Source organism: uncultured Tenacibaculum sp. (assembly GCF_947498805.1).
GTDB lineage: Bacteria > Bacteroidota > Bacteroidia > Flavobacteriales > Flavobacteriaceae > Polaribacter.
Genome location: NZ_CANMLT010000009.1, coordinates 78,804 through 105,796, shown reverse-complemented (window position 1 = coordinate 105,796; position 26,993 = coordinate 78,804). Strand labels below are relative to the sequence as shown.

Here is a 26,993-nt window from a genome sequence, read left to right as displayed (position 1 = left end):
GAGTTCCTTCCCTTTGGGGAGGCTAGGAGGGGCTTAATATGAATTTAGGATTACAACATAAAAACGCATTAGTTTGCGGTAGTACACAAGGAATAGGGAAGGCATCTGCAATTCAGTTAGCAGAAGAAGGAGCAAATGTTACATTGATAGCTCGAAATGAAGAAAAGCTAAAAGCAGTTTTAGCTGAATTGCCAAATAACGGACAACGTCATGATTATATCATTGCGGATTTCTCTAATCCATTAGAATTAAAAGAGAAAATAGAAGCTTCTAATTTGAATTTTCATATTCTAGTAAACAATACTGGAGGACCTGCAGGCGGACCAGTTTTTAATGCACAATTAGATGAGTTTGAAAGAGCTTTTACACAACATTTAAAATGCAATCATGTATTGGTACAAGCATTGGTGCCATTTATGAAAGAAGCAGGGTATGGTAGAGTGATCAATGTAATATCTACCTCTGTAAAACAACCTTTAGATGGTTTAGGGGTATCAAATACCATTCGTGGCGCTGTAGCTAATTGGTCAAAAACATTGGCAAATGAATTAGGACAGTATAGTATAACGGTAAACAATGTATTGCCTGGAGCAACTGGAACGGAGCGTTTAAATGAAATAATCAATAATAAAGCTAAAAAGACAGGAAAATCTGTTGAAGAGGTTGCTGAGACAATGAAGAACGCATCACCAGCAAAACGATTTGCTCAGCCTGAAGAGATAGCAAATGCAGTGGTGTTTTTAGCAAGTGAAAAAGCAAGTTTTATTAACGGAATTAATGTTCCTGTAGACGGAGGAAGAACAAAATCATTATAAAATCTAAACAATCATGAGTAAGCTAGTACAACCTTTGAATTTTAAAAAATGGATAGATGAACATCGTCATTTACTAAAACCACCTGTTGGAAATAAACAAGTATGGAAAGATGGTGAATATATAGTAATGGTAGTTGGAGGACCTAATAATCGTAAAGATTATCATTATAACGAAACACCTGAGTTTTTCTATCAAGTAGAAGGTGATATGGTATTAAAGATTATTGATGATAATGGAGAAATGGTTGATGTTGAAATCAAGGAAGGAGATATTTACTTGTTACCAGGAAAAGTTCCACATTCTCCTCAACGAAAAGCAAATACTGTTGGTTTAGTAATAGAGTACCCAAGAGCTGAAGGTATGATGGATGCTTTAGAATGGTATTGTGAAAATTGTGGAACACCATTGTATAGAGAAGAATTTGCTTTAGATAATATTGAAACAGACATGCCTATTATTTTCGATAAATATTACTCAGATAGAGCAAAATGTACTTGTGCTAATTGTGGTACCGTAATGGAAGCTCCGAATAAGGTGAAATAATGATTGAAGCGGCAAAAGAAAGTTTTTTAAAACAAGGTTTTATGAAAACCTTAGGAGCTGAAATTATTCATATCGAAAAAGGATTACTCAAAATACGATGTAAAAAGAATGATGGGTTAACACAACAACATGGTTTTTTTCATGCTGGGGTACTTACAAGTATTATGGATGTGGCTTGTGGTTATGCAGCACTGACTACTATGGAAGAAGGTTCTGATGTACTATCGGTAGAATTTAAAACCAATCTTTTACGTCCGGCCAAAGCAGATGTTATTATTGCTACAGGTCGTGTTGTTAAAAGTGGAAGAACTTTAGTTTTTTGTGAAGCAAAAGTTACAGATGAAAAGGAAGAGATATTATATACAACAATGCAAGGAACAATGATTTCCTTAAAACAAACCAACTAAAATGAAACGTAAACTAAGAATAAACGGACATTCACATTTACTTCCTTATCCAGAAGAAATTCCTCAATACATGAAAGATAAAGGAATTTTTTGGGTGGATAAAGACAGAAAATACATGCTTCAAAAAGATTGGAGTCGACCAGTAACAGACTCAAGTTTCTTTTTAGAAGAAAAACTAGCTTGGATGGAGCATTTTAAAATTGACCATGCAGTAGTTTTAAATTTATCACAGCTTTATGGAAATGGTTTGCGCTTAGAAGAGATGAAACAGGCTTTACGTTTTCAAAACGATTTTAATGCACGTGTGCAACATGATAATCCAAATAAGTTTACTTGTGGATTTGTGGTGCACCCTGGTTTTGTTAGAGGAGCGTTATGGGAAATAGAACGCTGTGTTGAGGTGTTAGGGATGCGTCTGTTATGTTTGCCTACGCATTACATGGATACCATTGGTACTTGGCGTTGTATTTTTGATGAAGAGAATGAACCTATTTTCGAACTAGCTAATAAATATAACTTGGCAGTTGAGATTCACCCATATGATGGAGAAAAGTTTATCAAACTGCAAAATACCTCATGGCGTTTTCATTTGATTTGGATGCTAGCACAATGTGCAGATGCATATCATTTCTTAACACTAAATGGATACTATGAAAAGTATCCAAATATGCGAATTTGTTTTGCACATGGAGGACAGTTGGCTCAAATGAATTTAGGTCGTCGTATTCAAGGTTTTGATGGTAGGCCTGATTTGTTTGAAGGAAAAAGTCATCCAAGAAAAGCAGTAGGGCATAAAAATATTTTCTTTGATACCTTGGTACATGATACAGGTTCTTTAGATTTGTTGATAAAAAACCAAGGGGCAAGTCAAGTGCTTATAGGATTAGATGATCCATATCCATTGGGAGAAATGGAGAGTGATAAACAATCGTCATATCCAGGAAAAATCTTAGATTTAGCAATTGATAGAAGTATTATCAATGAACAGCAGAAAGATGAGATGTGGGAAGATAATGTATTACAATGGTTGTATGGAGATGATGAAAAAGCAAAACAAAATTTAGTCAATAAAATTTTACAATAGATGACAGAAGTAACACAGTTCCATAACTTATCACATATTTGTATATCATTCATTGGAGCTGTGTTGTTACTAGCTATTTATTATAATATTAGAAAGCGCTTTAGCGCCGTTCTGGAAGAGGGGAATTCGATAAAAAGAGTAGATCGAGGGTTGTTGTATTTTAGCTTTGGTATGCTTGTCTGGGTGGTTTCTGGAACTTGGGCTTTTATAGTGAATTACTTCTCTTTTCAAGATACATTACTAAATCAAATAGGTATAAATATACTGTCTACTATTAATAATTTGTTTTGGTTATTGGCTTTGTATTACGTGTATGACGCTCCAAAATTTATTTACAGAAATGAAAAGAACGCTAAGATTATTGCTATAATTATTGTTGCTGTTGCCGCTATTACACTACTACTTTCATCTGTGTTAGGAAATAAGGTAGTCTCTGGCGTGAAAATAGTTTCTATTCCAGACGTATTACTAACTACGTTTTTGTGTTTTCTAATGGGGGTATCTTTTTATAGAACTTTTATGCATAGAGATTTGAAATTAGTAGCGTTTATTTCTATCATAGCAATAGCCTTATTGTTTATATCGCAATTATCGGATGTGTTTGTTGGATTAGATAATGATTTTGTCAATCAACTAATTCGTATCATTGCGAAAACTTCATTGGTGTCTGTTTTTTTGGTGTTAGCAACGAGCTGGGTAATTCAGTTGGCTAGTATGCCTAAACCCAATGAAATGAAAATAAGTTTTTTAGATTGGTCGTTGATTCAGTTAAGTATTCCTTCAAAAGGAATTATTAATGAGAAAATTGATTTTGGATCAAAAACTACTCAATACAAGAACCTTTTAAACTTTGCTTATAGAAGAAAGTATTTAGCTGCAGATAAGCAGTCAATAGTTGTGAATTCTGGTGGAGAAATTAAAAGCCAGACTTATTTAACTAGAATAATAGACAATATCAACACAATACTTGTCTTAGAAGAAGAAAATAAACTAGAACGCAAGGATTTAATTACTTTTATAGGTGAAAGTAAATATCGCTTGCGTATACTACCAGAATATATATCATTTGATCAAGCTCTATTAAAAGAGTTCGAAAGAGAGTTATAACGTATCTAGTTTTCCAAGTAATTTGAAAAACTTACTGTGCGTTTTTGCGAATTTGTAATTGTTTTCAATTTCTTTTAATTGCGTTTCTATCAATTTTACCTCTCGGTAATTAATTAAAAATACAGAACTCTCTCCTAAAGAAAATTTTCTTTCTTCGCTTTTTACAATACTATTATAATCGTTTACAAGATTATTTAGAATATTATTTTGTGTTTCTAAAGATGCTATTTCTTGCTCTGTAGCTTTTATTTTATTTAAAAGAACAGTTTTTGTTGAAGCAATTTCAAAATCAATGTCCTGTAATTTTACTTTAGCTAATCGTAAATCACCTCGAGATTTTCTTAAGAACAGCGGAATACTTACTTGAAGAGATTTTTTATAGTTGGAAGCTTTAAAAGAATCAAAATTGTCTACGTTTGAACTTAAGAGATTGTATTGAAAATCTACTTTAGGTAATAGATTGTTAATCTTTAATCTTTTCTCTATTTGAAGATTTTTTCGCTTTAATTCTAAAAGTTTTAGCTTCGGATGCTCTTCAATTATGATGGATGTACTTCCTATAGAATTATCTAATAAAATTTTAATCTTTGAAAAAGTATCTGAAGTAGGCCTGATATTTTCTCTTAAAGTCAAAGGGGTGTTTTCTCCAATCCATAAATGATTCGATAACTCTAAAGTAGATTTTACATATTTGATTCGAGCTTTTTCTAAATCTAATTTTCTACTATCTAAATTAATACGGGCTTCTAAAGTATCAACAGCCGGTTTGTCTCCTGCTTTATAACTTTTAACTACATTCTCTAATCTAAACTGAGCATTGTTGTTAAAACGTTTAAAGGTTTCATAACTCTGATGGTATTTTGTCCAATTTAAATAAGCGTCAATAGCATCAAAAAGAATATTATTAACCAATAACTGTTGCTCTAATTTTCCTTGCTTTAAATAGAGTTTGGCTTGTTTTAATGTAGCCATTCTTTTATTGATAAATAAGTTTTTAGCTAATGATACCGAAATACCAACATTGTACAATCCATTATCAGGAGTGTTTAATTCTGGATTCAAATATTGACCAGAGTTGTTTTCATAGCTACCTTTCAACTCAATTCCATACCAAGTTGGGATTTTAAAAACAGAATTTAGCTTTTCAAAATATTCAGTGTTTTTAAACTCTTTTTTTTCGAAATCTACTTCTATTTTAGGATCAAAAGCACCTCTCGCTTTTAATAGTTTAGCTTCATTTGTACTGGTAATTAGTTTGGCCTGTTTAATTACAGGATGATACTTCTTTACATACCCTAAGTACTCTTCCAAACTCAATTGATCTAATTCAGCATTTTGAGAGCTTGCTTGAAAGCATAGGAGTAAAAATGGAACAAGTAAAATCTTTAACTTCATTATTTCTTCTTCTTTACTTTTTCGTTAGTGTCTTTTTTAGGTTGATAAAAATTAGGAGGGAAACTGTTTATTTGTCTCCATAATTCAAACCAGATTGGAACATTTTCTAATAATGCTATGGTTTTAGCTCCAGAACCAACTCGTATAGCTTTTGGCCATGGTTGAGAAGGATTATTAGGAACAATTAAAACTCTATACTTTCCGTTGTCGCTTATAAAGTTTTCTATAGCTACTACTTTAGCGCTATAAGTACCATAAGAAGCATTCGGCCAACCACTAAAAACTATTGCAGGCCATCCATCGAATTGTACACGAACTTCTTCATTAATGTGAATTAGTGGTAAATCTATTGGTTCAATAAACATTTCTACTGCTAAGTCATAATTAGCAGGCATTATCTTAACCAAAGCTTCACCTTCTTTAAAGGTTTCTCCAATACCTGTTTTAATTGCTTTGTTAATATATCCATCTTGTGGAGCTGTAACATATAGTAAAGAGCTTCTTTTACTATAATTAGATAAACTTGTTTCTAGTTTTGATACTTGAACTTCGGCATCTAAAGCATTGGATTCTGCGGTATACAAATTACTCTCGGCTTTCGATATTTTATCGGTATAAGATGCTTGAATACTATTGATAGCAATTTGAGCATTTAAAACATTGTTTCGAGTATTTAAAAGTTTGTTTTCTTGAGAAACCAATTTGGCGGATTGTTCTTGTAGCTTGGCTCTTTTTTCTTCTACATCCTTTACTGCTTTTAGTCCTTCTTTTTCTAACATAACAGTTCGGTCAAATTGAGTTTTGGCAATTTGCTGTTTTATTTTAGCCGCTTCTAGATCGATGCTGTCTGTTTTTACTTTTAAATAAGTTTGTTGAAGTTTGTTTTTAGCTTGCTCCAGTTTTAAAACGCGTTCATTTTGCAAGGCACCAATCTGTTTTTTTAAGGCATTTACTTTATTGTTATAGGCTTTTACAGATCGAGTTTTAGAGTTTAATTGCTGTCCAGTTCGTTCTGTTAATTTACTATCAAAATAATCGCTTTTTACTTCAGAAATTCTTAAAATGGTATCTCCCTTTTTTACAAAAGTTCCTTCCTGAACAAACCATTGTTCAATTCTACCCGGTATTTGAGATTGTAAAGTTTGCGGACGTTGATTAGGTTTTAAAGTGGTTACTCTACCTGTACTAGAAACATTTTGTGTCCATGGTAAAAATAAAATAATGATAAGAGCAACTAAAAAACCAAGTAAAAACTTCCTGAAGAGTTTATGATGCTCTTTAGCGAATATTTCTTTGCCAGACTTAAATTTAGTGATATCTACATAATGTGAGATACTATTCTTAGATATGTTTAACATATATAGGTCTTTTTAATTTACAATAACTCCTTTTACAAGTGTTATTTGTTTATTACATTTCTTTTTCCAGGCATCGTTACTACTTACTATAATTAAGCTCCAAGGTTTAGATGGATCTGTAATATAATCGATGATTTTCTGAGCTTCCTCTTTCTCTAATTGATCTAATGGATCTTCAAGAATTAATAGTTTTGGTTTGATAATCATGGCTCTTGCTAGAATGATTTTCTTAGCAATGGTATAACCAATTAATTTTCCTTCTGGTTGAATAAAAGTATCGAGCCCATTAGGTTGGTGTTTTAGGAAGTATGACAATCCAATAGCATCAAACATTTCATATATCTCTTTGTCTGTAATTGTTGGATCTCCAAAAGTGATATTTTCACGGATGGTTCCTTCAAAAGGGGTTTCTTCTGAAAGTGATAATCCTAAGTTTGATCTATAGTCGTTTAACAATAGACTTTTTAATGATAGATTGTTAACGAAAATGTTCCCAGAAGTAGGCTCTATAACTCCCGCAATAAGTTGTAATAAACTTGATTTTCCAGAACTACTTTTCCCTTGAACTAAAATTCGATCCTTAGAGTTAATTTTAAAAGAAATATCACTAAGAATTGGTGTTTCTTTATTGGTAGAAGAATAACTAGCGTTTTGAATCTCAATTTCTAAAGAGTCTAAATCTTCTAGTTTAGTTCCTTTTTGAGATTCGATTGGCTTATCTACTACTTGTCCTAGTTTTTCAATAGAGGTAAGTACATCATAAAAAGATTCCAGCCCTAGAATAAGTTTTTCAACAGAAGTAATAACCAATAAAATAATGATTTCAGCAGCAACAAATTGCCCGATATTCATTTGTTGGTTAAGTACAAGAAAACCTCCAATTAAAAGTAATCCAGCGGTAACAATTACCTTAAAACTTATCATTTGAATGTATTGTGTAAGTAATACTTTAAAATGACTTTCTCTAGATTGTATATATTCACTTACAAGATCATCACTTTTTTGTAGTGCTAACGTTGTTTTTCCAGATAACTTAAAACTAATTATAGTACGAGCAATCTCCTGCAACCAGTGAGCAACTTTGTATTTGTTTTTAGATTCTTTCAAGCTAGTTTCTAAACCTTTTTCAGCAGTAAACTTAAATACTACATAAATTAATAAGAGTAGAAGAATACCAAATACAATAAAAAATGGATGATAGAATGAAAGTAAAATTAAGGCAAAAATAATCTGCAAAAATGCAGATGGAACATCAATTAAAACTTTTGAAATTCCTTTTTGAATAGTTAATGTATCAAAGAATCTATTCGCTAATTCTGGTGGATAATAATTTTCCAATTCCTTCATTTTTATTTTTGGAAATCGATAACTCAACTCAATAGATGCTCTGGTAAATATGCGTTGTTGAATGGTTTCTATAATTCTTATTTGCATAAGTTTTAAAACTCCACTAAAAGCTACACCTCCAGTAACAAGCACTACCAGAACTATCCAAGAAGCAGATACCTGAGCTGCTTGTAGCAAATTGATTATGGCTTGTATTCCTAATGGAAGAGATAATGCCACAATACCTTCAAAAATGGCATAATAACCAATTTGAAAAGTGTCTTTTTTCTCAAGATTTAATAAACCAACAAAACGTTTCCAAGGGGTTAGAATTTTATTTTCGCTCATTAATTAAGGTGTTAAGGGTTAAATCAATAAAAAAAGACGTTGGAGTTATAGTGTCATCGCAATTTGTTAATGTTTTAAAGTGTTGTCTAATAAATTGCTGATGCAATGCTCCTTCTATAATGGTACTAGCTAAGGTTAATGGATGTTTGTATGAAGAATTATAAAGACTAATAATTTCAGCTAAACGTCTAACAACTTCTTTGTAAAGTCTAAAAAAGCCTTCTTTATTTTCTGTATCTACTTCTTTAGTTGAATACGATTTAGCATTTTCGTCGATCACAATACGATTTAACAAAACTTCATTAATATGTGAGAAATTACTGTCTTGCTTCGTAGTTTTGGTAACAACTTCAATAGCTTTTCTAAGTTTATCTTTTGAATCTTGAATGCTATAGGTTTCAATAACCAGTTGGTATTGAATCCAACCCCAATACCAAGAAGTTAAATAAATTAGAAGTTTATGTTTACTTTCAAAGTATCTGTAAATAGAACTTTCATTTGAACCAATTCGTAAACCTAACTTTTTAAAGTTGAATTTCTCAAAGCCGATTTCTTCAATTAGAACAATACTATGTTCAATAATTCTTTTTCCTAAATCAGATGTTTCAGGGTCTTTAATATAAATTCCAGAGGGAATTTCTATTTTTAAATTTGAAAGTAGATTTTTCATAAATAATTATTCTTACTGCAAAGTTAATAGTAATACTATTAACATAGTGAGGTTTAATGTTAAAAGTTTATTAACACTTTGTTTTATTAGGGTTACAGAAACTCACAAAACTTATTTTTTATGACAATTTGCTACAAGTGTTCTTAAAGTTTTAGTCAAAAAATACATTCGCTAAAACTTTATTTATATGAGAACACATACATCAACAAGAGATGTTTTTGGACATCCAAGAGGCTTATTGTATTTATTTTTCGCTGAATTGTGGGAGCGATTCTCATTCTACGGAATGCGTGCATTACTAGTTCTATACATGACAAAGCATTTACTTTTTTCAGATGAAATGTCTTTTGGTATCTATGCCGCCTATATGTCGTTGGTGTATGTTACACCGTTAATAGGAGGGATGCTAGCGGATAAAATACTTGGGTTTAGAAAAGCTATTGTTTTAGGAGCCATTTTAATGGCTTTAGGACATTTCTTTTTGACCTTTGAGCATCCAGTGTTTTTTTATAGCTCACTTTCTTTAATTATAGTGGGAAATGGTTTTTTTAAACCAAACATATCTTCATTTGTAGGTAAATTGTACAAAGAAGACGATAACAGAAGAGATTCTGGTTTTACCATATTTTATATGGGAGTAAATATTGGTGGAGCAGTGGCTCCATTATTATGCGCTTGGTTAGCCGAGGTATATGGTTGGCATTATGGTTTTGTGTTAGCAGGAATAGGAATGTTAATTGGTTTATTGGTTTTTAAGAGAGGATTGAATGCCGCTGTTTTTGATACACATGGTTTAGTGCCAGATACAAATGTATTTGAAAAGAAAAGATTTGGAATAAAATCAGGGTATTTAGTTACGATTTGCGCGTTTTTATCGGTGCCTATTTTTGCATTGATTGTGAGGTTTCACCAGTTCGAACACTATCTGGTATGGATCGTTTCTGCATTCTTAATTATTTATTTAACCTATATCTTAAAGAACGTATCAAAAACCGAAAGGCAGCAGTTATTGGTTGCAGTTTACTTTACAGCTTTGTATACGTTGTTTTCTGCCATCTTTGAACAAGCAGGAAGCTCATTGACCTTGTTTGCTGATAGAAGTGTGAATTTAGTAGGATTGAATGCAGCACAGACCAATAGTATTAATTCCGGGTTTATAATTTTATTAGCGATCCCATTTTCGATATTATGGACCTTTTTAAGCAGTATAAAGAAAAACCCAAATTCTGTGATTAAATTTGGCTTAGGAGTGTTTTTTTTAGGTTTAGGTTTTGTTGTTTTCGGGTTATCTGCGCAGCAAGTAGATGAGTTTGCTAGAACTCCAATGTTTTATTTAATTGCTGGAACATTTGTGTATACTGTAGGAGAATTGTTTTTATCGCCAATTGGCTTGTCAAAAATGACTGAGTTATCGCCTGTAAAATATGTTGCCTTTATTATGGGGGTATGGTTTTCTGCTAATTTTTATGGACATTTTTTTGCTGGAAAAATAGCAAAGTTAACTGCAGTTTCTAATGGAGATACAGGAGTCTTTTCTGAAGGTTTTTTTGGAGGAATAACTGAATTTGTTACGGGAATGTCGGGAGAATCTATATTGACTAAAGGAGAAGCTTTTCAGCAGTTGTACTCATATGTGTCAGTATATGCCAGTTTTGGAGTGATTGCATCATTAATAGGAGTGCTTGTTGTTGTGTTTTCATCACCAATAAAAAGAATGATGAATGGTATTCATTAAATAACCGTATGATAGACCATTAAAGAATTGTAGTTTAGAATAAATAAAAAAGCCTTGGAAACTTCCAAGGCTTTTTATGTATGGTAGAATTACTTTCTATTTAAAAGTAGAAGTAATATTAATTGCAACTTCATCCCAAGTTTTAGAAACTCCATCTGCTCCTTTGTGCAAATCTTTACAAGCTTCATTTAAAGAACTTAAAGCTTTTTCTGCATTCCAATCAGTAATTTTCATTACACCTTGCATATTAAAAGTTTTATCTGCAATAGTATAGTTAAAAGGAAGTTTCTTTGTAACTCCATTCATTGTTAAATTAGCATATCCAATTGAGTCATTTTCTAAAACCAATTTCCCTGAAAGTAATTTAGTTTGATCCATAACGAAAAAGAAAAACTTTTTAATTTTAAAATCTCTACTTGAATCTTTAGTGAAAATACTACTTACAGGAATAGAAAACTCTACGTTATTAACAGCTTCTTTTACAGTTTCTCCTGCTCCTCCTGAGGTAATATCAACTTTGTTAAATTGTCCGTTTACAGGTGTTTTTTCGGTAGTTTTATAAGCTGTCCAGTTAATACTGTTGGTAGCATCTTGTAAAACGTAGCTAGCTTTCTTTTTTACAACTGTTTCTTGTGGTTGTGTTTCAGTTTCCTTTTTAGCTTCATTTTTACATGAAATTAAGCTACTAGATGATACTAAGACTGCTAAAGCAAATACGATTTTTTTCATGAGGATTATTTTATAATTGTGTTAACTAAGTTTATATATTCTCTTTTGGCTTCATCTTCAGACATTCCTTTTAACTGCATCCAAGCATTGAACTTAAAGGCACTTCTTAGGTTAGCTTCAGAATGTGCATTGAATGAAAAATGATCTCCTTTAACAGCTTGCTTATAATAAGCATATAGTTTTAGCATTACATCAGGAGGTAACTTTTCATTAGTATTAGAAGCCTTTTCATAAGCCTCATTAAATAAGATGTCTAAATCATCAGCCATAAAGTATGGAAAAATATTACATTATATAATGTATATACAAATATACGAAGGGAGCAAGGAAAAACAAGCTGTCAAGTCTATCAAGTAAGCCTCCATGTCCAGGCATTATTGTACCACTATCTTTTACGTTTGCTTGTCTTTTAAACTTTGATTCAACTAAATCTCCCAAATTCCCCATAACAGAAACAATAATGGCAATGATAATCCAATCAACTGTAGAGAAAATAATAGAGTTTTTAGCAATAACAAATCCAGCTAAAATGGCAAAGACAAGTCCACCCAAAAATCCTTCAATTGTTTTTTTAGGAGATACCTTTTCAAAAAGCTTATGTTTTCCAAAATTCTTACCTACTAAATAAGCAAAGCTGTCATTAGTCCAAATAAGTAAAATAATATAGAAAATAATACTCGGGGTATATTCAGAATTGATAAATGGGAGCTTAGCCAAATAAAAGAATGGCAGTATTATGTATATATACTTTAAGAATGTCTTTTGCTGTGTATTGGCATAATGTATTTTCTTTAAAGAGAAAAGATAATATAGCAGTATGGCTAGGCAAAATAAAGAAAACCCTAAAATCACTGAAGGGTATTCTACATCTAAAGTATATATGGTTACAATTGATAATAGAACTAATACTAAAAATGAAAGATAGCTTTTGGATTGAATTATTTTTGAAAATTCCCAGAGGCTAATCAAAGAGAAAACTCCAATAATTACTAAGTAGCTTTCTTTTGAAAAGAAAATTGCTGTTATAAAAACAGCAGCATAAACAAGTGCAGATACACTTCTTGTTAAAAGATCTCGCATATTATAAATCTTCAAAGAGCAGCAAATATAAGTTTTTTGAATTACTGTTACCATAATTCAAAAAGTTATCTTCGTCTAAATTCTCCTTAACATAATTCGTTATAGAACTAATGTTTGTTGGGATGTTACCTTTATAATTTGTTTTTATTCCTGTAAGTCCTTCTCCTGTATTTTTAACTAGCTGACTAGTGGTAGCATATACAATGAAATGTTCAGTTAAGCTAGATAACTTATTACTGCCTAATTGGTTTGAAGAAAAAAGAATGTCTCCTTTGTTTGCTATTAAGTGTTCGCAAGTTGTGAAATAAGGAATTTTTGTATCGTTTTTTTCAAATGTATTTACATCTACCTGTTGAGCGATTTTTAATAAGTCAACATCAGAACATGAAATTTTCTTCCAATTATTTTCTTGAAGGATATGTTTAAAATTAGCAATAACTTCATTAAAAGAGGTACAGTATAAGAATTTACCTCCTTTATTAATGAAGTGATGTACAAAAGAATCATCTAGAGCAAGTTTAACTTGTTGTTCTTTTATTTCTTTGTCTCTAGATGAATCTTGATATGATTTAAATAATTTTTTAAAAAAATTCATTAAAACGTAAGCTATTCTTCAGTGTTAGGGTTTACAACTTCGTTTTCTTTTTCTTGATCGAAAGGTCTAGTTCCGAATATCTTAACTAAATCGTCTTTAAATATAACTTCTTTTTCTAATAAAATTTCAGCTAATTCAGATAATTTATCTTGATGCTCTTTAAGAATGTCAATTGCACGTATGTATTGACCTTCTATAATCTTAGAAATTTCCTCGTCAATTGTTTTCGCTGTAGAGTCACTATAAGGCTTCACAAACGAATCATTTCCGGCAGAATCGTAGTAGGTAATGTTTCCTACTTTGTCATTTAATCCGTATACTGTAACCATGGCTCTAGCTTGTTTAGTAACCTTTTCAAGGTCACTTAAAGCTCCTGTAGAGATCTTATCAAAAATCAACTTCTCAGCTGCACGACCTCCCATAGTTGCACACATTTCATCAAGCATTTGCTCTGTTTGTACAATCTTACGTTCTTCTGGTAAATACCAAGCTGCTCCTAATGATTGTCCACGAGGAACGATAGTAACTTTTACCAAAGGAGCTGCGTGTTCTAACATCCAGCTTACTGTAGCGTGTCCTGCTTCGTGATATGCAATTACTTCTTTTTCTCTTGGAGTAATTACCTTATTCTTCTTTTCTAAACCACCAACAATTCTATCTACAGCATCTAAAAAGTCCTGATGATGAATTGCTTCTTTATTATTTCTAGCAGCAATAAGTGCAGCTTCATTACACATATTTGCAATATCTGCTCCAGAAAATCCAGGTGTTTGCTGTGCTAAGAATTCAATATTTACATCATCTGATAATTTTAAAGGTTTGATATGTACCTCAAAAATTTCTCTTCTTTCATGTAAATCTGGTAAGTCAACATAGATTTGACGGTCAAAACGACCTGCTCTCATCAATGCTTTATCTAAGATATCTGCACGGTTTGTAGCTGCTAAAACAATTACATTGGTATCTGTACCAAAACCGTCCATTTCTGTTAATAATTGATTCAAGGTGTTTTCACGTTCATCATTACCACCGGTCATACTATTTTTACCACGAGCACGTCCAATTGCATCAATCTCATCAATAAAAATAATTGATGGAGATTTTTGTTGTGCTTGCTTAAATAAGTCTCTTACACGAGAAGCACCAACTCCTACAAACATTTCAACGAAATCTGAACCAGATAATGAAAAGAATGGAACTCCTGCTTCACCAGCTACTGCTTTAGCCAATAAAGTCTTACCTGTTCCTGGAGGTCCTACTAATAATGCTCCTTTAGGTATCTTACCACCTAATTTTGTATACTTTTCAGGGCTTTTTAAGAAATCAACAATTTCTTGTACTTCCTCTTTAGCACCTTCTAATCCGGCTACATTTTTAAAAGTCGTTTTAACCTGTGTATCTTGATCAAAAAGTTTAGCTTTTGATTTACCAATGTTGAAAATCTGTCCACCGGCACCACCAGATCCACCTGAACCTGACATTCTTCTCATGAAGAACAACCAAATAACAATTAATAAGATAAAAGGTAAAAAGTTAAAGATGTTCTCAAGAAGACTTGTTTTCTCGATATTTGATTTATCGAAATCTAAATTTAACTTTTCTTTTTCGTGATCTATTTGATTTTCGAAATTTTGTAAATCACCAAAGTTATAAGTATATAAAGGAGTCCCTTTTCTATAAAAAGGAGACTCAGTTAACTGTTTGTGCTCTTCTTTTTTTTCAGCTTCATCTTTTAAGAAAATCTTTGCTACGTTATTATTTTCAACGATAATCTTCTTAATGTCGTTCGCTTTTAAAATCTCTTCAAATTTATTTTTAGATATATCCCTTGAAGCTAAACTTCCAGAATTAAAAAAACTTAATCCTAAAAGAATAACGAAAATAGGAATGTATATCCAAAATGAATTGAATGAAAATTTAGGTGTATTTTTTTTCTTATCGCTCATAAATATTATATGAATTAAATAGCAATTACGCTGGGTTTATTTGAGTGATTTTAGCATCGCCCCATAAGCTTTCGATATCGTAAAATTCACGAACTTGTTTTTGAAAAATATGAACTACTACATTCACATAATCCATTAAAACCCATTCGGCATTTCCTGTTCCTTCAACATGCCAAGGTTTGTCTTTAAGTTCTTTGCTTACAATCTTTTGTACAGAGCCAGATATGGCATTTATTTGAGTGTTTGAGTTACCAGTACAAATTATAAAGTAATCACAAACAGTGTTATCTATTTCTCTTAAATCTAATAATTGGATGTCCTCACCCTTTACATCATCAATCCCTTTTATTATTACAGATATTAACTCATCTGCAGTTGCTTGTTTTTTTGTCATTAAAAAAAATTAAGTTTTAGCAAAGTTATTATTTTTTTGCGAGTAATTTATGTAATATTGATACTTGTTTTTACTGCAAAACGTATATGAAAATAATCAAACTTAGTGCCATTGATTCAACCAATTCTTTTTTAAAAGAAATGGCAGTTAATAGTGTCATTGAAGATTTTACAACAGTGGTCACTCAGCAACAAACCAAAGGGAGAGGGCAAATGAATAGTGAATGGGTTTCAGAAGTAGGTAAAAACCTGACTTTTAGTGTTTTTGTTAGGTTTGAGTCTTTTTTGTTTAGTGATCAAAGGTATTTAAGTTTTGCGGTTGCATTAAGTGTTTTTGAAGCTGTTAAAAGTTTAGAGCTTAACAGGTTGTCAATAAAGTGGCCTAACGACATAATGGCAGGAAACAAAAAAATAGGAGGTATTTTGATTGAAAACTCGTTAAAGAAAGATACGATTGTATCTTCAATAATTGGGATTGGATTAAATGTGAATCAAGATAATTTTTCAAAAGAACTATCAAAAGCAAGCTCATTAAAAAAGATTCTTGGAGAGGAGGTAGGTTTAGATATACTATTAATGAATGTCTTAAATAGGTTAAAAGAAAATATAAGGCTGTTAAAACAAAAGAGGTATAAAGTTTTAGAGGATAAATATCTAGATAACCTATATAAAAAAGATATAGCAAGTATGTTTAAAACTCCTGAAGGAAATTTATTTATGGGAAAAATAATTGGAGTCTCACAAGAAGGGAAACTCCAATTAGAATTGGAAGATGAAACGATAAAAGAATTTGACCTCAAAGAGGTTTCATTCATTTAAAGCTTTCCTATATTTTCAGATAAAGTGTCAATGAATTTAGTTAAAGGCTTTTTAACCATCATTGCCATCATTGGATTAAAATCTCCGTCGAACTTTAAAGTAACGTTACTTTCGTTTTCAGAAATTTCATTAATATCGGCAGCTAAGGTAAATGGTAATTTACTACTAGCAGCTCCTAAAGTAACATTAGAAAATTCTGTTTTTTCTTTCATAACTAAGCGTATTTCTGGCATTCCTTTTAAACCAAAAATAAAGCTATCTCCATCTACCTCAAATTTTTGAGTGTTTTCTGGCATTAACTGTTCAAAGTTTTCAAGTTTTAAAAAAAACTCAAACAACTCTTTAGATGACTTTTGTACAGTTATAGTATTTCCTTCTATGTTCATTTAATTTAATTTTTATGATTCTTCGTTTTGCTTCCAAGTACTTGGAGAAACTCTCCAGTCTTCAAGCATTCTTAATTCTTCTGATGTAATGTATTTGCTATCCAAAGCCTGCTCTAAAAGATATTCATAGTTACTTAATGTTGTTAGTTCTACATTTTTCTCATTAAAGTTTTGAGACGCAATATCAAAGCCATAAGAAAAAATAGCTACCATACCTTTCACATTAACGTCAACTTCTTTTAAAGCTTGCACAGCATTCAAACTACTTTTTCCAGTACTAATTAAATCTTCAATTACTACAACATTTTGTCCGCTTTCAATATGTCCTTCAATTTGGTTTTTTCTACCGTGCTTTTTAGGTTCAGGTCTTACATATACAAAAGGAACTCCTAGTTCTTGTGCAACTAATATACCAATAGCAATAGCACCAGTAGCAACCCCTGCAATAACATCAGGTTTTCCATGCTTTTCTTCTACTAATTTAGCAATTTCTTCCTTTAAAAAATTTCTAACTGGCGGATAAGATAATGTAATCCTATTGTCACAATAAATAGGAGATTTCCAACCAGAAGCCCAAGTAAACGGAGTTTGAGGACTCAATTTTATAGCTTTTATTTGTAATAAAAGTTCAGCTGTTTTTTTTGCCGTATCTTTGTTAAAATCCATACCGCAAATGTATAAAGTTTTTGTCAATGATAAGCCAATTATCTTTACCTCCTCACTAAAAAAAGAGGAAAAATACCCGGTATATATTATAAAAACAGTATCTGTAAGTGAATTAATTCATAAACTACGGCTTGGAAAATACAAGGGCGTGTATTTATACTGTAATAATTTAGAAAAGGATTGGGATAATTTTAAAAAGGAGTTCAAAGTTATTTCAGCAGCAGGTGGGTTGGTTTTAAATGATGAAAATGAAATACTGTTTATCTATAGAGGTAATAAATGGGATTTACCAAAAGGAAGAATTGAAAGAGGTGAATCTGTAAAAGAAACTGCAATAAGAGAGGTTGAAGAAGAATGTGGTATTCGTAATATCTCAATCACTAACTTTTTATTAAATACATATCATTTATTTGTTCAGGATAACGAATATCGATTAAAAGAAACATATTGGTATTTAATGAAATCGGATTACAAAGGAAAATTAACTCCACAGTTAGAAGAAGGAATTACAAAGGTTGAATTTAGAAACGAAGACAAAGTAAAAGAGGCACTTGCAGATACGTATGCGAACATAAAATTGGTGCATCAATGCTATAAAAATGTCTGATATTGTGACACACTGTCACTAAAAACTTCATTTTTTAGAATTTTTCTGTCAAATTTCCTATAAAACTTTAATGGCATATACTTTGACTAATTCAAAACGTAAATTTGAATTAAAAACATAAAAAGTATAAATAAAGATTATGAGTAAAATTATAGGAATAGATTTAGGAACAACTAACTCATGTGTTTCTGTAATGGAAGGAAATGAGCCAGTAGTAATTCCTAATGCAGAAGGAAAAAGAACTACTCCGTCTATTGTTGCATTTGTAGAAGGTGGAGAGCGTAAAGTAGGTGATCCTGCTAAACGTCAGGCCGTAACAAACCCAACAAAGACAGTTTATTCTATCAAGCGTTTTATGGGGAACAAATACTCTGAATCTCAAAGAGAGGCTGAAAGAGTACCTTATAATGTAGTAAAAGGAGATAACGATACTCCTCGTGTTGATATTGATGGTCGTTTATATACGCCACAAGAAATATCAGCAATGGTATTACAAAAAATGAAAAAAACTGCTGAAGATTATTTAGGACAAGATGTTGCAGAAGCAGTAATTACTGTACCAGCATATTTTAACGATGCACAACGTCAGGCTACTAAAGAAGCAGGAGAGATTGCAGGATTAAAAGTTCGTCGTATTATTAACGAACCAACAGCTGCAGCATTAGCATATGGATTAGATAAAGCAGATTCTGATAAGAAAATTGTAGTATTTGATTTTGGTGGAGGTACACATGATGTTTCTATCTTAGAGTTAGGAGATGGAGTATTTGAAGTATTAGCTACTGATGGAGATACGCACTTAGGAGGAGATGATGTAGATGAGAAAATCATTAACTGGTTAGCGGAAGAGTTTAAAGCTGAGGAGAACATGGATTTACGTAAAGATCCAATGGCTTTACAACGTTTAAAAGAAGCTGCAGAAAAAGCTAAGATTGAGTTATCTAGTACAACTACAACAGAAATTAACTTACCTTATATTACGGCTACGGCTTCAGGACCTAAGCACTTAGTAAGATCTTTAAGTAGAGCTAAGTTTGAGCAGTTAATAGATGATTTAGTAAAACGTACTATTGAGCCATGTATGACAGCATTAAAGAATGCAGATTTAGCTACTTCTGATATTGATGAAGTAATCTTAGTAGGAGGTTCAACTCGTATTCCTGCAATTCAAGAAGCTGTTGAGAAGTTCTTCGGAAAAGCTCCAAGTAAAGGAGTAAATCCAGATGAGGTAGTATCTTTAGGAGCTGCTATTCAAGGAGGAGTTTTAACTGGTGATGTAAAGGATGTATTATTATTAGATGTTACTCCTTTATCATTAGGTATTGAAACTATGGGGAATGTATTTACTAAATTAATTGAAGCAAATACTACAATTCCAACAAAGAAATCTCAAGTGTTCTCTACAGCAGTAGACAACCAACCATCGGTAGATATTCACGTATTACAAGGTGAAAGAGCGATGGCTGCAGATAACAAAACTATTGGACGTTTCCAATTAACAGATATTCCACCAGCACAAAGAGGAGTTCCTCAAATTGAAGTAACTTTTGATATTGATGCAAACGGAATTATCAAAGTATCAGCAGTAGATAAAGCAACTGGTAAATCTCAAGATATTCGTATTGAAGCTTCATCAGGATTATCTGACGAAGAAATTCAAAAGATGAAGGCAGAGGCAGAAGCAAATGCAGATGCAGACGCAAAAGCTAAAGAAACTGCAGAGAAAGTTAATGGAGCAGATTCTATGATTTTCCAAACTGAAAAGCAGTTAAAAGAATTCGGAGACAAATTATCAGCTGATAAAAAAGAACCAATCGAAGCTGCTTTAGAAGAGTTAAAGAAAGCTCATGAATCTAAAGACCTTGCTGCTATTGATGCTGCAATGGAGAAGATTAACGAAGCATGGAAAGTAGCTTCAGAAGAAATGTATGCAGCGCAGCAACAAGCTGGAGCAAATGGAGCAGAGCAACAGCAAGCTCAAGGAAACCCTTCTTCTGAAAGTGATAATGTAGAAGACGTAGACTTCGAAGAAGTGAAGTAGTTCTGAAACAAAAAACTATAAAACTGAATCCCGATACAATTTTGTATCGGGATTTTTTATTTTTAAAAGTAAATTAATAACGATAATAATGTAGTTTTGAACTATTATGAATAGAGCCCCATTGTTCCTTTTTACTTTATTGTTGTTTTTAAGCAATATTCTTTTTGCACAGCACCCCGTTTTTGAACATTTGACAGAAAAAGATGGACTCCCAGATATAGAGTTTTACGATGTACTAGAAGATAGTAAGGGATATATTTGGTTGGCTGCCGATAAAGGACTGTTTCGTTATGATGGGAAAGAATTTAGAAATTATTCACATCCAGAAAAAAGAGCATTATCTGTTTTTAATTTAAAATTAGATGCTCAGGGTAGGATATGGTGTAATAATATTTCAGGACAGTTTTTTTATATAGAGAATGACGAGCTAAAACTTTTTATAGATTTAGAGAAAGAAGCCAATGGTCAGTTAGCCGATTATAAACTTTACAAGGATTTTTTAATAGTATTTGGTGATAGGTATCTTCTAAGTGTTGACTTAAAAACAAGAGCATATCAACTTGTACATAATAATGACTTCATAGCAACAGCATATAAAAGGAATGATACCCTGTTTTATTTAAGAGAAACAAATTTTAACTATTCTCTTAATGGAAAGGATTTTAAGAAGAAAAGAGAATTAAAGAATGCTGTTAGATGCTCAGGGGTGTCATGGAGAAGTTTTATTTATAAAAATACGCAGTTTCATTATAGTTTTGAATATAATACAGATCCAAGTACAACTGCCAAAGGAAGTTTAGTAGTAGAAAAAAAAGGAGAATTATTTAAAGTTAAGCTCCCTGAAGATTTAGAAGTACACTATACAATTAGAATCTTTATCAGAGATAATTATTTATGGTTTTGTACCGAAAAAGGGATTTATGTTTGTGAGTATAAGAATCAAGAAATACGCCATGTAAAGACATATTTTAAGAATAAACAAATAACTAAGGTGATAAAAGACTCTAATGAAAATTATTGGCTTAGTACTTTAAGAGATGGGATATTTATCATTCCAAACATATACTTAAATAAGTATGAGAGCGAAGATGTTATGCAAAACATAAGCGCAATGAGTAAAGTAGGTGATGATAAAGTACTATTTGGTTCTACAAATGGATATTTAACTTTATTAAACACAAAAACGAGAGAAAAAATAGATATAGATGTTAGGTCTAGAGAAAAAGTGTTTTCAATTATTGGTTTTACGAAAGATAAAGCACTCATAAGTTTTTCGTCAAATTCGTTTGTGCTGGACTTGAAATCATTAAAATTTAACAAGCTTATTCGTTTTGGAAACACAAAAGACTTCTCCTTATATAAAGATGAAGAAATAGTCTTTGCCGCTTTTGCGCATGCATCGATAAATAAGCCAGAAAGTGGTGATGAAAAAATTAGACTAAGGGGAAAAAGATCGTATTCAGTTCATTATAGTAATGAAAGTAAAAAAATATATGTGGGTTATGTTGATGGAGTTATTGAGTATGATGAAAAATTAGAAGGGACTCCTATTTTATATGAAAACAAACAGATTTTTGCACTTGATATAGAGGAAACCGAAGATGGCACTATATGGATGTCTACTTTTAAAGATGGTTTGATAGGGGTTAAAAATGGAAAGGCATACATAAACTATACTGAAGAAAATGGGTTAATATCTAACTTAACCAGTGTAATTAAAGCTGATGGGAATTTACTATGGATATCAACAGACAAAGGAATTCAGGTTTTAAATACTCAAAATAGCAGTTTTAAGAACCTAACAAAGAAAGACGGAGTTAATTCCTACAATATATCAGATATTGCTGTATTTGATAAGAAAGTGTTTTTTAGTTCAAATAAAGGGGTGTATGAAGTTGATAAAAATGAAGGTTTTAAAGACGTTGATGTAAAAGAATTTTATTTTTCAGATATTTTGGTTAATGATGAAATGGTACCAATTAAAGAAGTTTATGAATTAAAATACAACGAGAATAAAATACAGTTCAAATTTCATGCAAATGGATTTTTATCGGGTGAAGGCTTGCAATGTAAATATCGTTTGCTAAAAGACGATAAAAATGCAAAATGGGATGTTTTAGATAAGGGAATTGATCAGGTGGTGTTTAATGATTTGTCTGCTGGGAAATATAGATTTGAGTTAAAAGCCGTTGATCTTAATGGAACAAAAGAAAGTAATATTATTGGAGTTGATTTGAATATTCAGCTACCTTTTTATAAAGAATGGTGGTTTATTCTTAGTGTTGTTTCTCTACTACTTTTTCTAATTTGGTATTGGTTTAATTTGAGATTAAAAGCATTGAAGAGAAAGCAAGAACAAGTTTTAGAGAAAGAACGAATGCAAAAACAGTTAATTTCCTCAAGATTAGAAAGTCTACAATCGCAAATGAATCCTCACTTTACTTTTAATGCGTTGAATTCTATTCAAAACTTGGTTTTAAAAGGTAATAAAATAGAAGCTTATGATTATTTAACGAAGTTCTCTGGTTTGATACGTGAAAATTTAAATATGAGTAGGAAGAGTTTTGTATTGTTTGAGGATGAAATTAGGTTGTTGGAAAAATATCTGGAATTAGAAAGATTAAGGTTTAGAAAGGAGTTTTCATACCAGATTATAGGGAAGGATACTATTGAAGAAATAAGAATTCCTACAATGATTATACAGCCCTATGTTGAGAATGCAATTAAACACGGATTGCTACATAAACAAGGAACAAATAAGGAAATAGTTTTAGAGTTCTATCAAGAAGAAGAAACCTTAAAATGTATAGTCTTTGATAATGGAATTGGTATGGATGCCGCAAAAAAAATAAAAGAGAAAAATAGCATAACTAGAGAGTCGTTTTCTACAAAAGCAATAGAAGAAAGATTATTGATGTTAGAAAAATACTACAAAACAAATATTGGGGTAACCTATATCGATGTTGCAGAAGGAACCAAAGTTGTTATCAATCTTCCTTACACGAAATAGGGTGTGTTTGGAAGTAAAATTGAGGGATTAGGAAAGGAATTCTATCAATAGAAAAAAAAAGCAATATATTACAAGTGTATTTCTGTAAAAACAAGAGGTCTTTTTCCTGTTTTTATATTCATTAGGCATAGGGGATGAAACAAAGTTTACATAAAATCTTTAATACGGGTGTTTTTGAAGAAAACAACGTAAAGGAGAATAAGAAAATTAAGCTTTTAAATATTTTTTGTTTTACGTGGGGTGTTATGATTATCGTTATAACATTATTTGATATTCTTTTTCAAAGAGAAATATTAGAAAGTTTGCTCATTCATGGAGTATCTTACGTATTAATATTCATTATCTTTTTTTTACAAAAATTCAGAAAGTATACCTTGGCAAGAGTGCTTTTTTTAACATCTATAATGGGAGTAACTTTTGTCTTTGCTAATTATGTAACCCCATTTAGTTTAATAGAAAACTTTTACTTTATATATCCACTTATTGCCTTGATTTTTATAGAAAAGAAATGGATTAATCTAAGCATTCTTGGATTATGTTTTATGCTTTATTTTGTACCTAACTTGTATTTTCAGCATTATCCAAAAGAAACTATTTTGCCAGTTCTAATATTTTCTGTTTTTGCAGCTACCTATGTGATTTTAAATTATTCTGAAAATTTAAATAGAAAACACGAAAAAGAATTATTAAAAAGTAAAAGGAATCTTGAGCAGGCATACCTCGAATTGGAAGAGAGGAAAAAGAGCGAGGTAGCAGCACTACAATTGAAGGCATTAAAAACACAAATGAATCCTCATTTTTTATTCAATTCGATTAACGCAATACAGAATTTAATTCTTACAGATCAAAAAACGGAAGCATATACCTATTTAACTAAATTTTCATTGTTTGTAAGAGAAAGTATTAAGGCTAGTGAAGATAGTTATGTAGAGTTTAAGGAAGAGTTTTCTATGTTGAATAAATATTTGGAATTAGAAAAACTTAGGTTTGGAAAAAGTTTTGTCTACACTTTTTTAGGAGAGCAAGAGATAGAGAAGGTCAAAATACCTTCAGCAATAATTCAACCATTCATAGAACGTGCCGTAAGATGTGGTTTATTACATAAAAAGGAAGGAGAAAAAAGAATTTCGGTAGCATTTAAGCAAAAAGAATTGTTTGAATGTACTATATCAGATAATGGTATAGGAATCGAAGCATCTCAAAAGATAATGGAACAAAACAAGGAAGATGTTAATAATAAGTCAACAGATTTGGTAGAAAAAAGACTGTTGTTATTAAAAGATTTTTATAAAACCGATATTGGAATAACCTATAAAGAAGTAGAAGAAGGAACTGAGGTTGTTATTAAAATCCCGTATACATTATCTTAACAATGTTCATTCGGAAACTTTTTTGATGCGCTCGGAAATTTTTTTAAGAATTTAGTAAAAATTTTATCAACCTTTCATTTTATACTGTAGGAAATGAAAAGCTTAACCAAACTATACAACCATATTTTAAACTTAGGAGTTTATGAAGATAATGTTCATCAACATAAACAAATACGTTTGCTAAATAGCTTCTGCATTACTTGGGGACTATTGATTATTCCTTTTGGAATCGCAGACTTGTTTTTTTCAAATAACATACTAGGGAGTATGTTAATTCACTTTATAGGTTTTTTGTGTTTGTTTCTGGTGTTTTGGGCTCAGAAAAAAGGAAATTTTAAACTAGCAAGATTTAGTTTTTTGATAATTCTTACCTTCCTAGTTTCTCTATTTACAAACTATGTAGAGAAAGGTAAAAACTTAGAAATTGTCTATTTTTTAATTCCTTTGATGTCACTTCTTATTGTAAATGATTTAAAAACAAATTTGTTTTTTTTAGCGCTATGTTTTGTGTTGTTTTATATACCAAACATCGCATTTAATCATTATGATGTATTGTTTAAAAATCCAGTTATCATTCTCGCAGTATTTATAGGAGGATTTGTAATATTAAACTACTCTCAAACTTTAAATAAAAAAAATGAAGCAAAGCTAGCGAATGCTTATAAAGAATTAGAGGAGCAAAAAAAGAATGAATTAGCACATTTGCAATTAAAGTCGTTGAAGGCGCAAATGAATCCTCATTTTATGTTTAACGCAATGAATTCCATTCAAAACTTGGTGTTAAAAGGAGATAAAGAAGAGGCTTATACCTATCTTACAAAGTTTTCTTCTTTAATTCGAGAGAACTTAAATATGAGTGAAAAGAGTTTTGTTTCTTTTGAAGAAGAATGGTCATTGCTTGAAAAATATCTTGAGTTAGAAAAACTAAGATTTAGGGAAGATTTCGAATACGAAATAAAAGGGATTGAAAGTATAGATGATATAAAGGTGCCTTCGATGATTATTCAACCATTTGTAGAAAACTCAATTAAACATGGATTATTACATAAACTAAACGGGATTAAAAAAGTTAAAATCACTTTTTTAATAGATGAGGTTTTTAAGTGTATTATTGAAGATAACGGAGTAGGAATAGAAGCATCAAAAGAAATAAATAAAAGAAATCAAAATCAGAATAACTCATTTTCAACAAAAGCAATAAAAGATAGGTTGTCACTTCTAAAAGATTACTATAAAACAGATATAGGTTTTCATTATGAAAAAGTAACGGAAGGAACTAAAGTGGTGATAAAAATTCCTTACAAAGTAGCATAAAATGAAAAAGAGTTATACTTACTTAACTAATATTGGAATTTATTCTAATACACCTGAAAACGAGCAAAAAAAAATACAATTGCTAAACGTTTTTTGTTTAACATGGGGTATTTCAATCATATGCTTTGTTTTTTTAGATTATTTTTTTGCGAGAGATTTTTATCAAAGTTTAAAAATTCACCTATCCTCTTTTGCAACATTGATGTTAATTTACGGGCTACAAAAGAATAAATGGTATGTAATAGCTCGAGTAATTTTTATTCTAGCATTGATAATTGTAACATTCATATTTTCAAATTATGCAGAACCTTTGACCTTAATGGAGAATCTATACTTTATGTATCCATTGGTGAGCTTACTATTTATCAATAAAAAATGGATCAGCATATCTATTCTAATCATATGTTGGATATTTTATTTTTTACCTCGCTGGCTTATTACGGGAGAATACCCTTATCACTCAGTAAATACTATTGTATTAGCTCTAATGGTTTTTATAGGAAACTTTGTGATCTTAAATTACTTTAGAACTTTAAATCTCAAGAAAGAAGCACTTTTGTTGGAGAAAAAAGAAGAATTAGAATTGGCATATGTTGAACTGGAGGATAGAAAGCAGAGTGAATTGGCTCATTTACAATTAAAGTCTTTAAAAGCTCAAATGAATCCCCATTTTATGTTTAATGCAATGAATTCTATTCAAAATTTGGTATTGAAAGGAGACAAACAAGAAGCGTATAATTACCTAACAAAATTTTCTTCTTTAATACGTGAAAATTTAAACATGAGCGAAAAAAGCTTTGTTTCTTTTGAAGAAGAGTTGTCCTTGTTACAGAAATATCTTGAGTTAGAAAAACTAAGGTTTAGAGAGGAGTTTGAATATGAAATAAATGAAATGGAAGATATTGATGATATAAAAATACCTTCTATGATAATTCAACCTTTTGTTGAGAATTCAATTAAACATGGGTTGTTACATAAACTTAATGGTGTTAAAAGAGTAAAAATTACTTTTGAAATAGATGAAGTTTTTAAATGCATTATTGAAGATAATGGAGTAGGTATAGAGATGTCTAAGGAGATTAATAAAAAGAATCAGAATCAAAACAATTCCTTTTCAACGAAGGCAATTAAAGACCGACTTGCATTACTAAAAGATTATTATAAAACAGATATAGGGTTTCATTATGAACAAGTGAAAGAAGGAACGAAAGTAATTATAAAAATACCTTATAAATTGATGGAGTAGAG

General features: G+C 31.1%; 25 protein-coding genes. 13 read left to right on the top strand and 12 right to left on the bottom strand.

The window, feature by feature from the left end; all coding sequences use genetic code 11:
- Nucleotides 1-38 precede the first annotated feature (38 nt).
- Genes Q0873_RS16420 through Q0873_RS16400 form a run of 5 tightly spaced genes read left to right on the top strand, consistent with a single transcriptional unit; the run spans nucleotide 39 to nucleotide 3,957 of the window.
- Nucleotides 39-815, top strand: coding sequence for an SDR family oxidoreductase (locus Q0873_RS16420; protein WP_299109364.1), 777 nt, complete (start codon nucleotides 39-41; stop codon nucleotides 813-815).
- A 13-nt stretch (nucleotides 816-828) separates the two neighbouring features.
- Entirely contained in the window at nucleotides 829-1,359 is a 531-nt protein-coding gene (locus tag Q0873_RS16415) for a 3-hydroxyanthranilate 3,4-dioxygenase (RefSeq protein ID WP_299109362.1), read from the top strand.
- A gap of 41 nt (nucleotides 1,360-1,400) precedes the next feature.
- Entirely contained in the window at nucleotides 1,401-1,766 is a 366-nt protein-coding gene (locus Q0873_RS16410; RefSeq protein ID WP_299109360.1) for a PaaI family thioesterase, read from the top strand.
- Between the two features lies 1 nt (nucleotide 1,767).
- Nucleotides 1,768-2,850: an amidohydrolase family protein gene (locus tag Q0873_RS16405; protein ID WP_299109358.1), complete on the top strand. Its 1,083-nt coding sequence runs from the start codon at nucleotides 1,768-1,770 to the stop codon at nucleotides 2,848-2,850.
- Nucleotides 2,851-3,957, top strand: a complete 1,107-nt coding sequence (locus tag Q0873_RS16400) for a hypothetical protein (protein WP_299109356.1) — start codon at nucleotides 2,851-2,853, stop codon at nucleotides 3,955-3,957.
- Here the strand turns inward: Q0873_RS16400 and Q0873_RS16395 are convergent.
- From Q0873_RS16395 to Q0873_RS16380, 4 genes are read right to left on the bottom strand one after another with little or no spacing between them, the layout of a single operon-like run.
- Entirely contained in the window at nucleotides 3,952-5,352 is a 1,401-nt protein-coding gene (locus tag Q0873_RS16395) for a TolC family protein (protein ID WP_299109353.1), read from the bottom strand. The genes Q0873_RS16400 and Q0873_RS16395 overlap by 6 nt on opposite strands.
- A complete protein-coding gene (locus tag Q0873_RS16390) occupies nucleotides 5,352-6,710 on the bottom strand; it encodes a biotin/lipoyl-binding protein (RefSeq protein WP_299109351.1) in 1,359 nt (452 codons plus the stop codon). The genes Q0873_RS16395 and Q0873_RS16390 overlap by 1 nt, the downstream gene beginning before the upstream one ends.
- Before the next feature lie 12 nt (nucleotides 6,711-6,722).
- Nucleotides 6,723-8,384: an ATP-binding cassette domain-containing protein gene (locus Q0873_RS16385; protein WP_299109349.1), complete on the bottom strand. Its 1,662-nt coding sequence runs from the start codon at nucleotides 8,382-8,384 to the stop codon at nucleotides 6,723-6,725.
- Complete coding sequence (locus tag Q0873_RS16380) at nucleotides 8,371-9,054, bottom strand: TetR/AcrR family transcriptional regulator (protein ID WP_299109348.1); 684 nt, start codon at nucleotides 9,052-9,054, stop codon at nucleotides 8,371-8,373. The genes Q0873_RS16385 and Q0873_RS16380 overlap by 14 nt, the downstream gene beginning before the upstream one ends.
- A 187-nt stretch (nucleotides 9,055-9,241) precedes the next feature.
- Here Q0873_RS16380 and Q0873_RS16375 point away from each other — a divergent pair, with 187 nt between their 5' ends.
- A complete protein-coding gene (locus tag Q0873_RS16375) occupies nucleotides 9,242-10,789 on the top strand; it encodes an oligopeptide:H+ symporter (protein ID WP_299109347.1) in 1,548 nt (515 codons plus the stop codon).
- Nucleotides 10,790-10,885: 96 nt separating this feature from the next.
- Here the strand turns inward: Q0873_RS16375 and Q0873_RS16370 are convergent, their stop codons facing one another.
- Genes Q0873_RS16370 through rsfS form a run of 6 tightly spaced genes read right to left on the bottom strand, consistent with a single transcriptional unit; the run spans nucleotide 10,886 to nucleotide 15,533 of the window.
- Nucleotides 10,886-11,518: a YceI family protein gene (locus Q0873_RS16370; RefSeq protein WP_299109345.1), complete on the bottom strand. Its 633-nt coding sequence runs from the start codon at nucleotides 11,516-11,518 to the stop codon at nucleotides 10,886-10,888.
- A 5-nt stretch (nucleotides 11,519-11,523) separates the two neighbouring features.
- Nucleotides 11,524-11,787 (bottom strand): acyl-CoA-binding protein, encoded by a 264-nt coding sequence (locus tag Q0873_RS16365; RefSeq protein WP_299109343.1) that lies wholly within the window; start codon nucleotides 11,785-11,787, stop codon nucleotides 11,524-11,526.
- 16 nt (nucleotides 11,788-11,803) lie between these two features.
- On the bottom strand, nucleotides 11,804-12,598 hold the full coding sequence (locus Q0873_RS16360; RefSeq protein WP_299109341.1) for a phosphatidate cytidylyltransferase: 795 nt from the start codon (nucleotides 12,596-12,598) through the stop codon (nucleotides 11,804-11,806).
- A 1-nt stretch (nucleotide 12,599) separates the two neighbouring features.
- Nucleotides 12,600-13,193: an LUD domain-containing protein gene (locus Q0873_RS16355; protein ID WP_299109339.1), complete on the bottom strand. Its 594-nt coding sequence runs from the start codon at nucleotides 13,191-13,193 to the stop codon at nucleotides 12,600-12,602.
- Nucleotides 13,194-13,204: 11 nt separating this feature from the next.
- A complete protein-coding gene (gene ftsH / locus Q0873_RS16350; protein ID WP_299109337.1) occupies nucleotides 13,205-15,139 on the bottom strand; it encodes an ATP-dependent zinc metalloprotease FtsH in 1,935 nt (644 codons plus the stop codon).
- A 25-nt stretch (nucleotides 15,140-15,164) separates the two neighbouring features.
- A complete protein-coding gene (gene rsfS / locus Q0873_RS16345) occupies nucleotides 15,165-15,533 on the bottom strand; it encodes a ribosome silencing factor (RefSeq protein WP_299109335.1) in 369 nt (122 codons plus the stop codon).
- 86 nt (nucleotides 15,534-15,619) lie between these two features.
- Here rsfS and Q0873_RS16340 point away from each other — a divergent pair, with 86 nt between their 5' ends.
- The gene (locus tag Q0873_RS16340; protein WP_299109333.1) at nucleotides 15,620-16,351 is read left to right on the top strand and encodes a biotin--[acetyl-CoA-carboxylase] ligase; all 732 of its coding nucleotides are present in this window, start codon (nucleotides 15,620-15,622) and stop codon (nucleotides 16,349-16,351) included.
- Here the strand turns inward: Q0873_RS16340 and Q0873_RS16335 are convergent.
- Together Q0873_RS16335 and pyrE are read right to left on the bottom strand one after the other, a co-directional pair.
- Nucleotides 16,348-16,737 carry an SRPBCC family protein gene (locus tag Q0873_RS16335; protein ID WP_299109331.1) on the bottom strand — a complete coding sequence of 130 codons (390 nt, stop codon included), beginning with the start codon at nucleotides 16,735-16,737 and terminating at the stop codon, nucleotides 16,348-16,350. The two genes, Q0873_RS16340 and Q0873_RS16335, sit on opposite strands and share 4 nt — an antisense overlap.
- 12 nt (nucleotides 16,738-16,749) lie before the next feature.
- On the bottom strand, nucleotides 16,750-17,403 hold the full coding sequence (gene pyrE, locus Q0873_RS16330) for an orotate phosphoribosyltransferase (protein ID WP_299109329.1): 654 nt from the start codon (nucleotides 17,401-17,403) through the stop codon (nucleotides 16,750-16,752).
- Between the two features lie 7 nt (nucleotides 17,404-17,410).
- Between pyrE and Q0873_RS16325 the strand changes: the two genes are divergently transcribed.
- From Q0873_RS16325 to Q0873_RS16300, 6 genes are all read left to right on the top strand, one after another.
- Complete coding sequence (locus tag Q0873_RS16325) at nucleotides 17,411-18,010, top strand: NUDIX domain-containing protein (protein ID WP_299109327.1); 600 nt, start codon at nucleotides 17,411-17,413, stop codon at nucleotides 18,008-18,010.
- Nucleotides 18,011-18,149: 139 nt separating this feature from the next.
- The gene (gene dnaK, locus Q0873_RS16320) at nucleotides 18,150-20,051 is read left to right on the top strand and encodes a molecular chaperone DnaK (RefSeq protein ID WP_299109325.1); all 1,902 of its coding nucleotides are present in this window, start codon (nucleotides 18,150-18,152) and stop codon (nucleotides 20,049-20,051) included.
- A gap of 106 nt (nucleotides 20,052-20,157) precedes the next feature.
- Nucleotides 20,158-23,061, top strand: coding sequence for a histidine kinase (locus Q0873_RS16315; RefSeq protein ID WP_299109323.1), 2,904 nt, complete (start codon nucleotides 20,158-20,160; stop codon nucleotides 23,059-23,061).
- 245 nt (nucleotides 23,062-23,306) lie between these two features.
- Nucleotides 23,307-24,431, top strand: coding sequence for a histidine kinase (locus tag Q0873_RS16310; RefSeq protein WP_299109320.1), 1,125 nt, complete (start codon nucleotides 23,307-23,309; stop codon nucleotides 24,429-24,431).
- A gap of 93 nt (nucleotides 24,432-24,524) precedes the next feature.
- The gene (locus Q0873_RS16305) at nucleotides 24,525-25,745 is read left to right on the top strand and encodes a histidine kinase (protein WP_299109318.1); all 1,221 of its coding nucleotides are present in this window, start codon (nucleotides 24,525-24,527) and stop codon (nucleotides 25,743-25,745) included.
- Between the two features lies 1 nt (nucleotide 25,746).
- Nucleotides 25,747-26,991, top strand: coding sequence for a histidine kinase (locus Q0873_RS16300; RefSeq protein WP_299109315.1), 1,245 nt, complete (start codon nucleotides 25,747-25,749; stop codon nucleotides 26,989-26,991).
- Nucleotides 26,992-26,993: the final 2 nt, after the last annotated feature.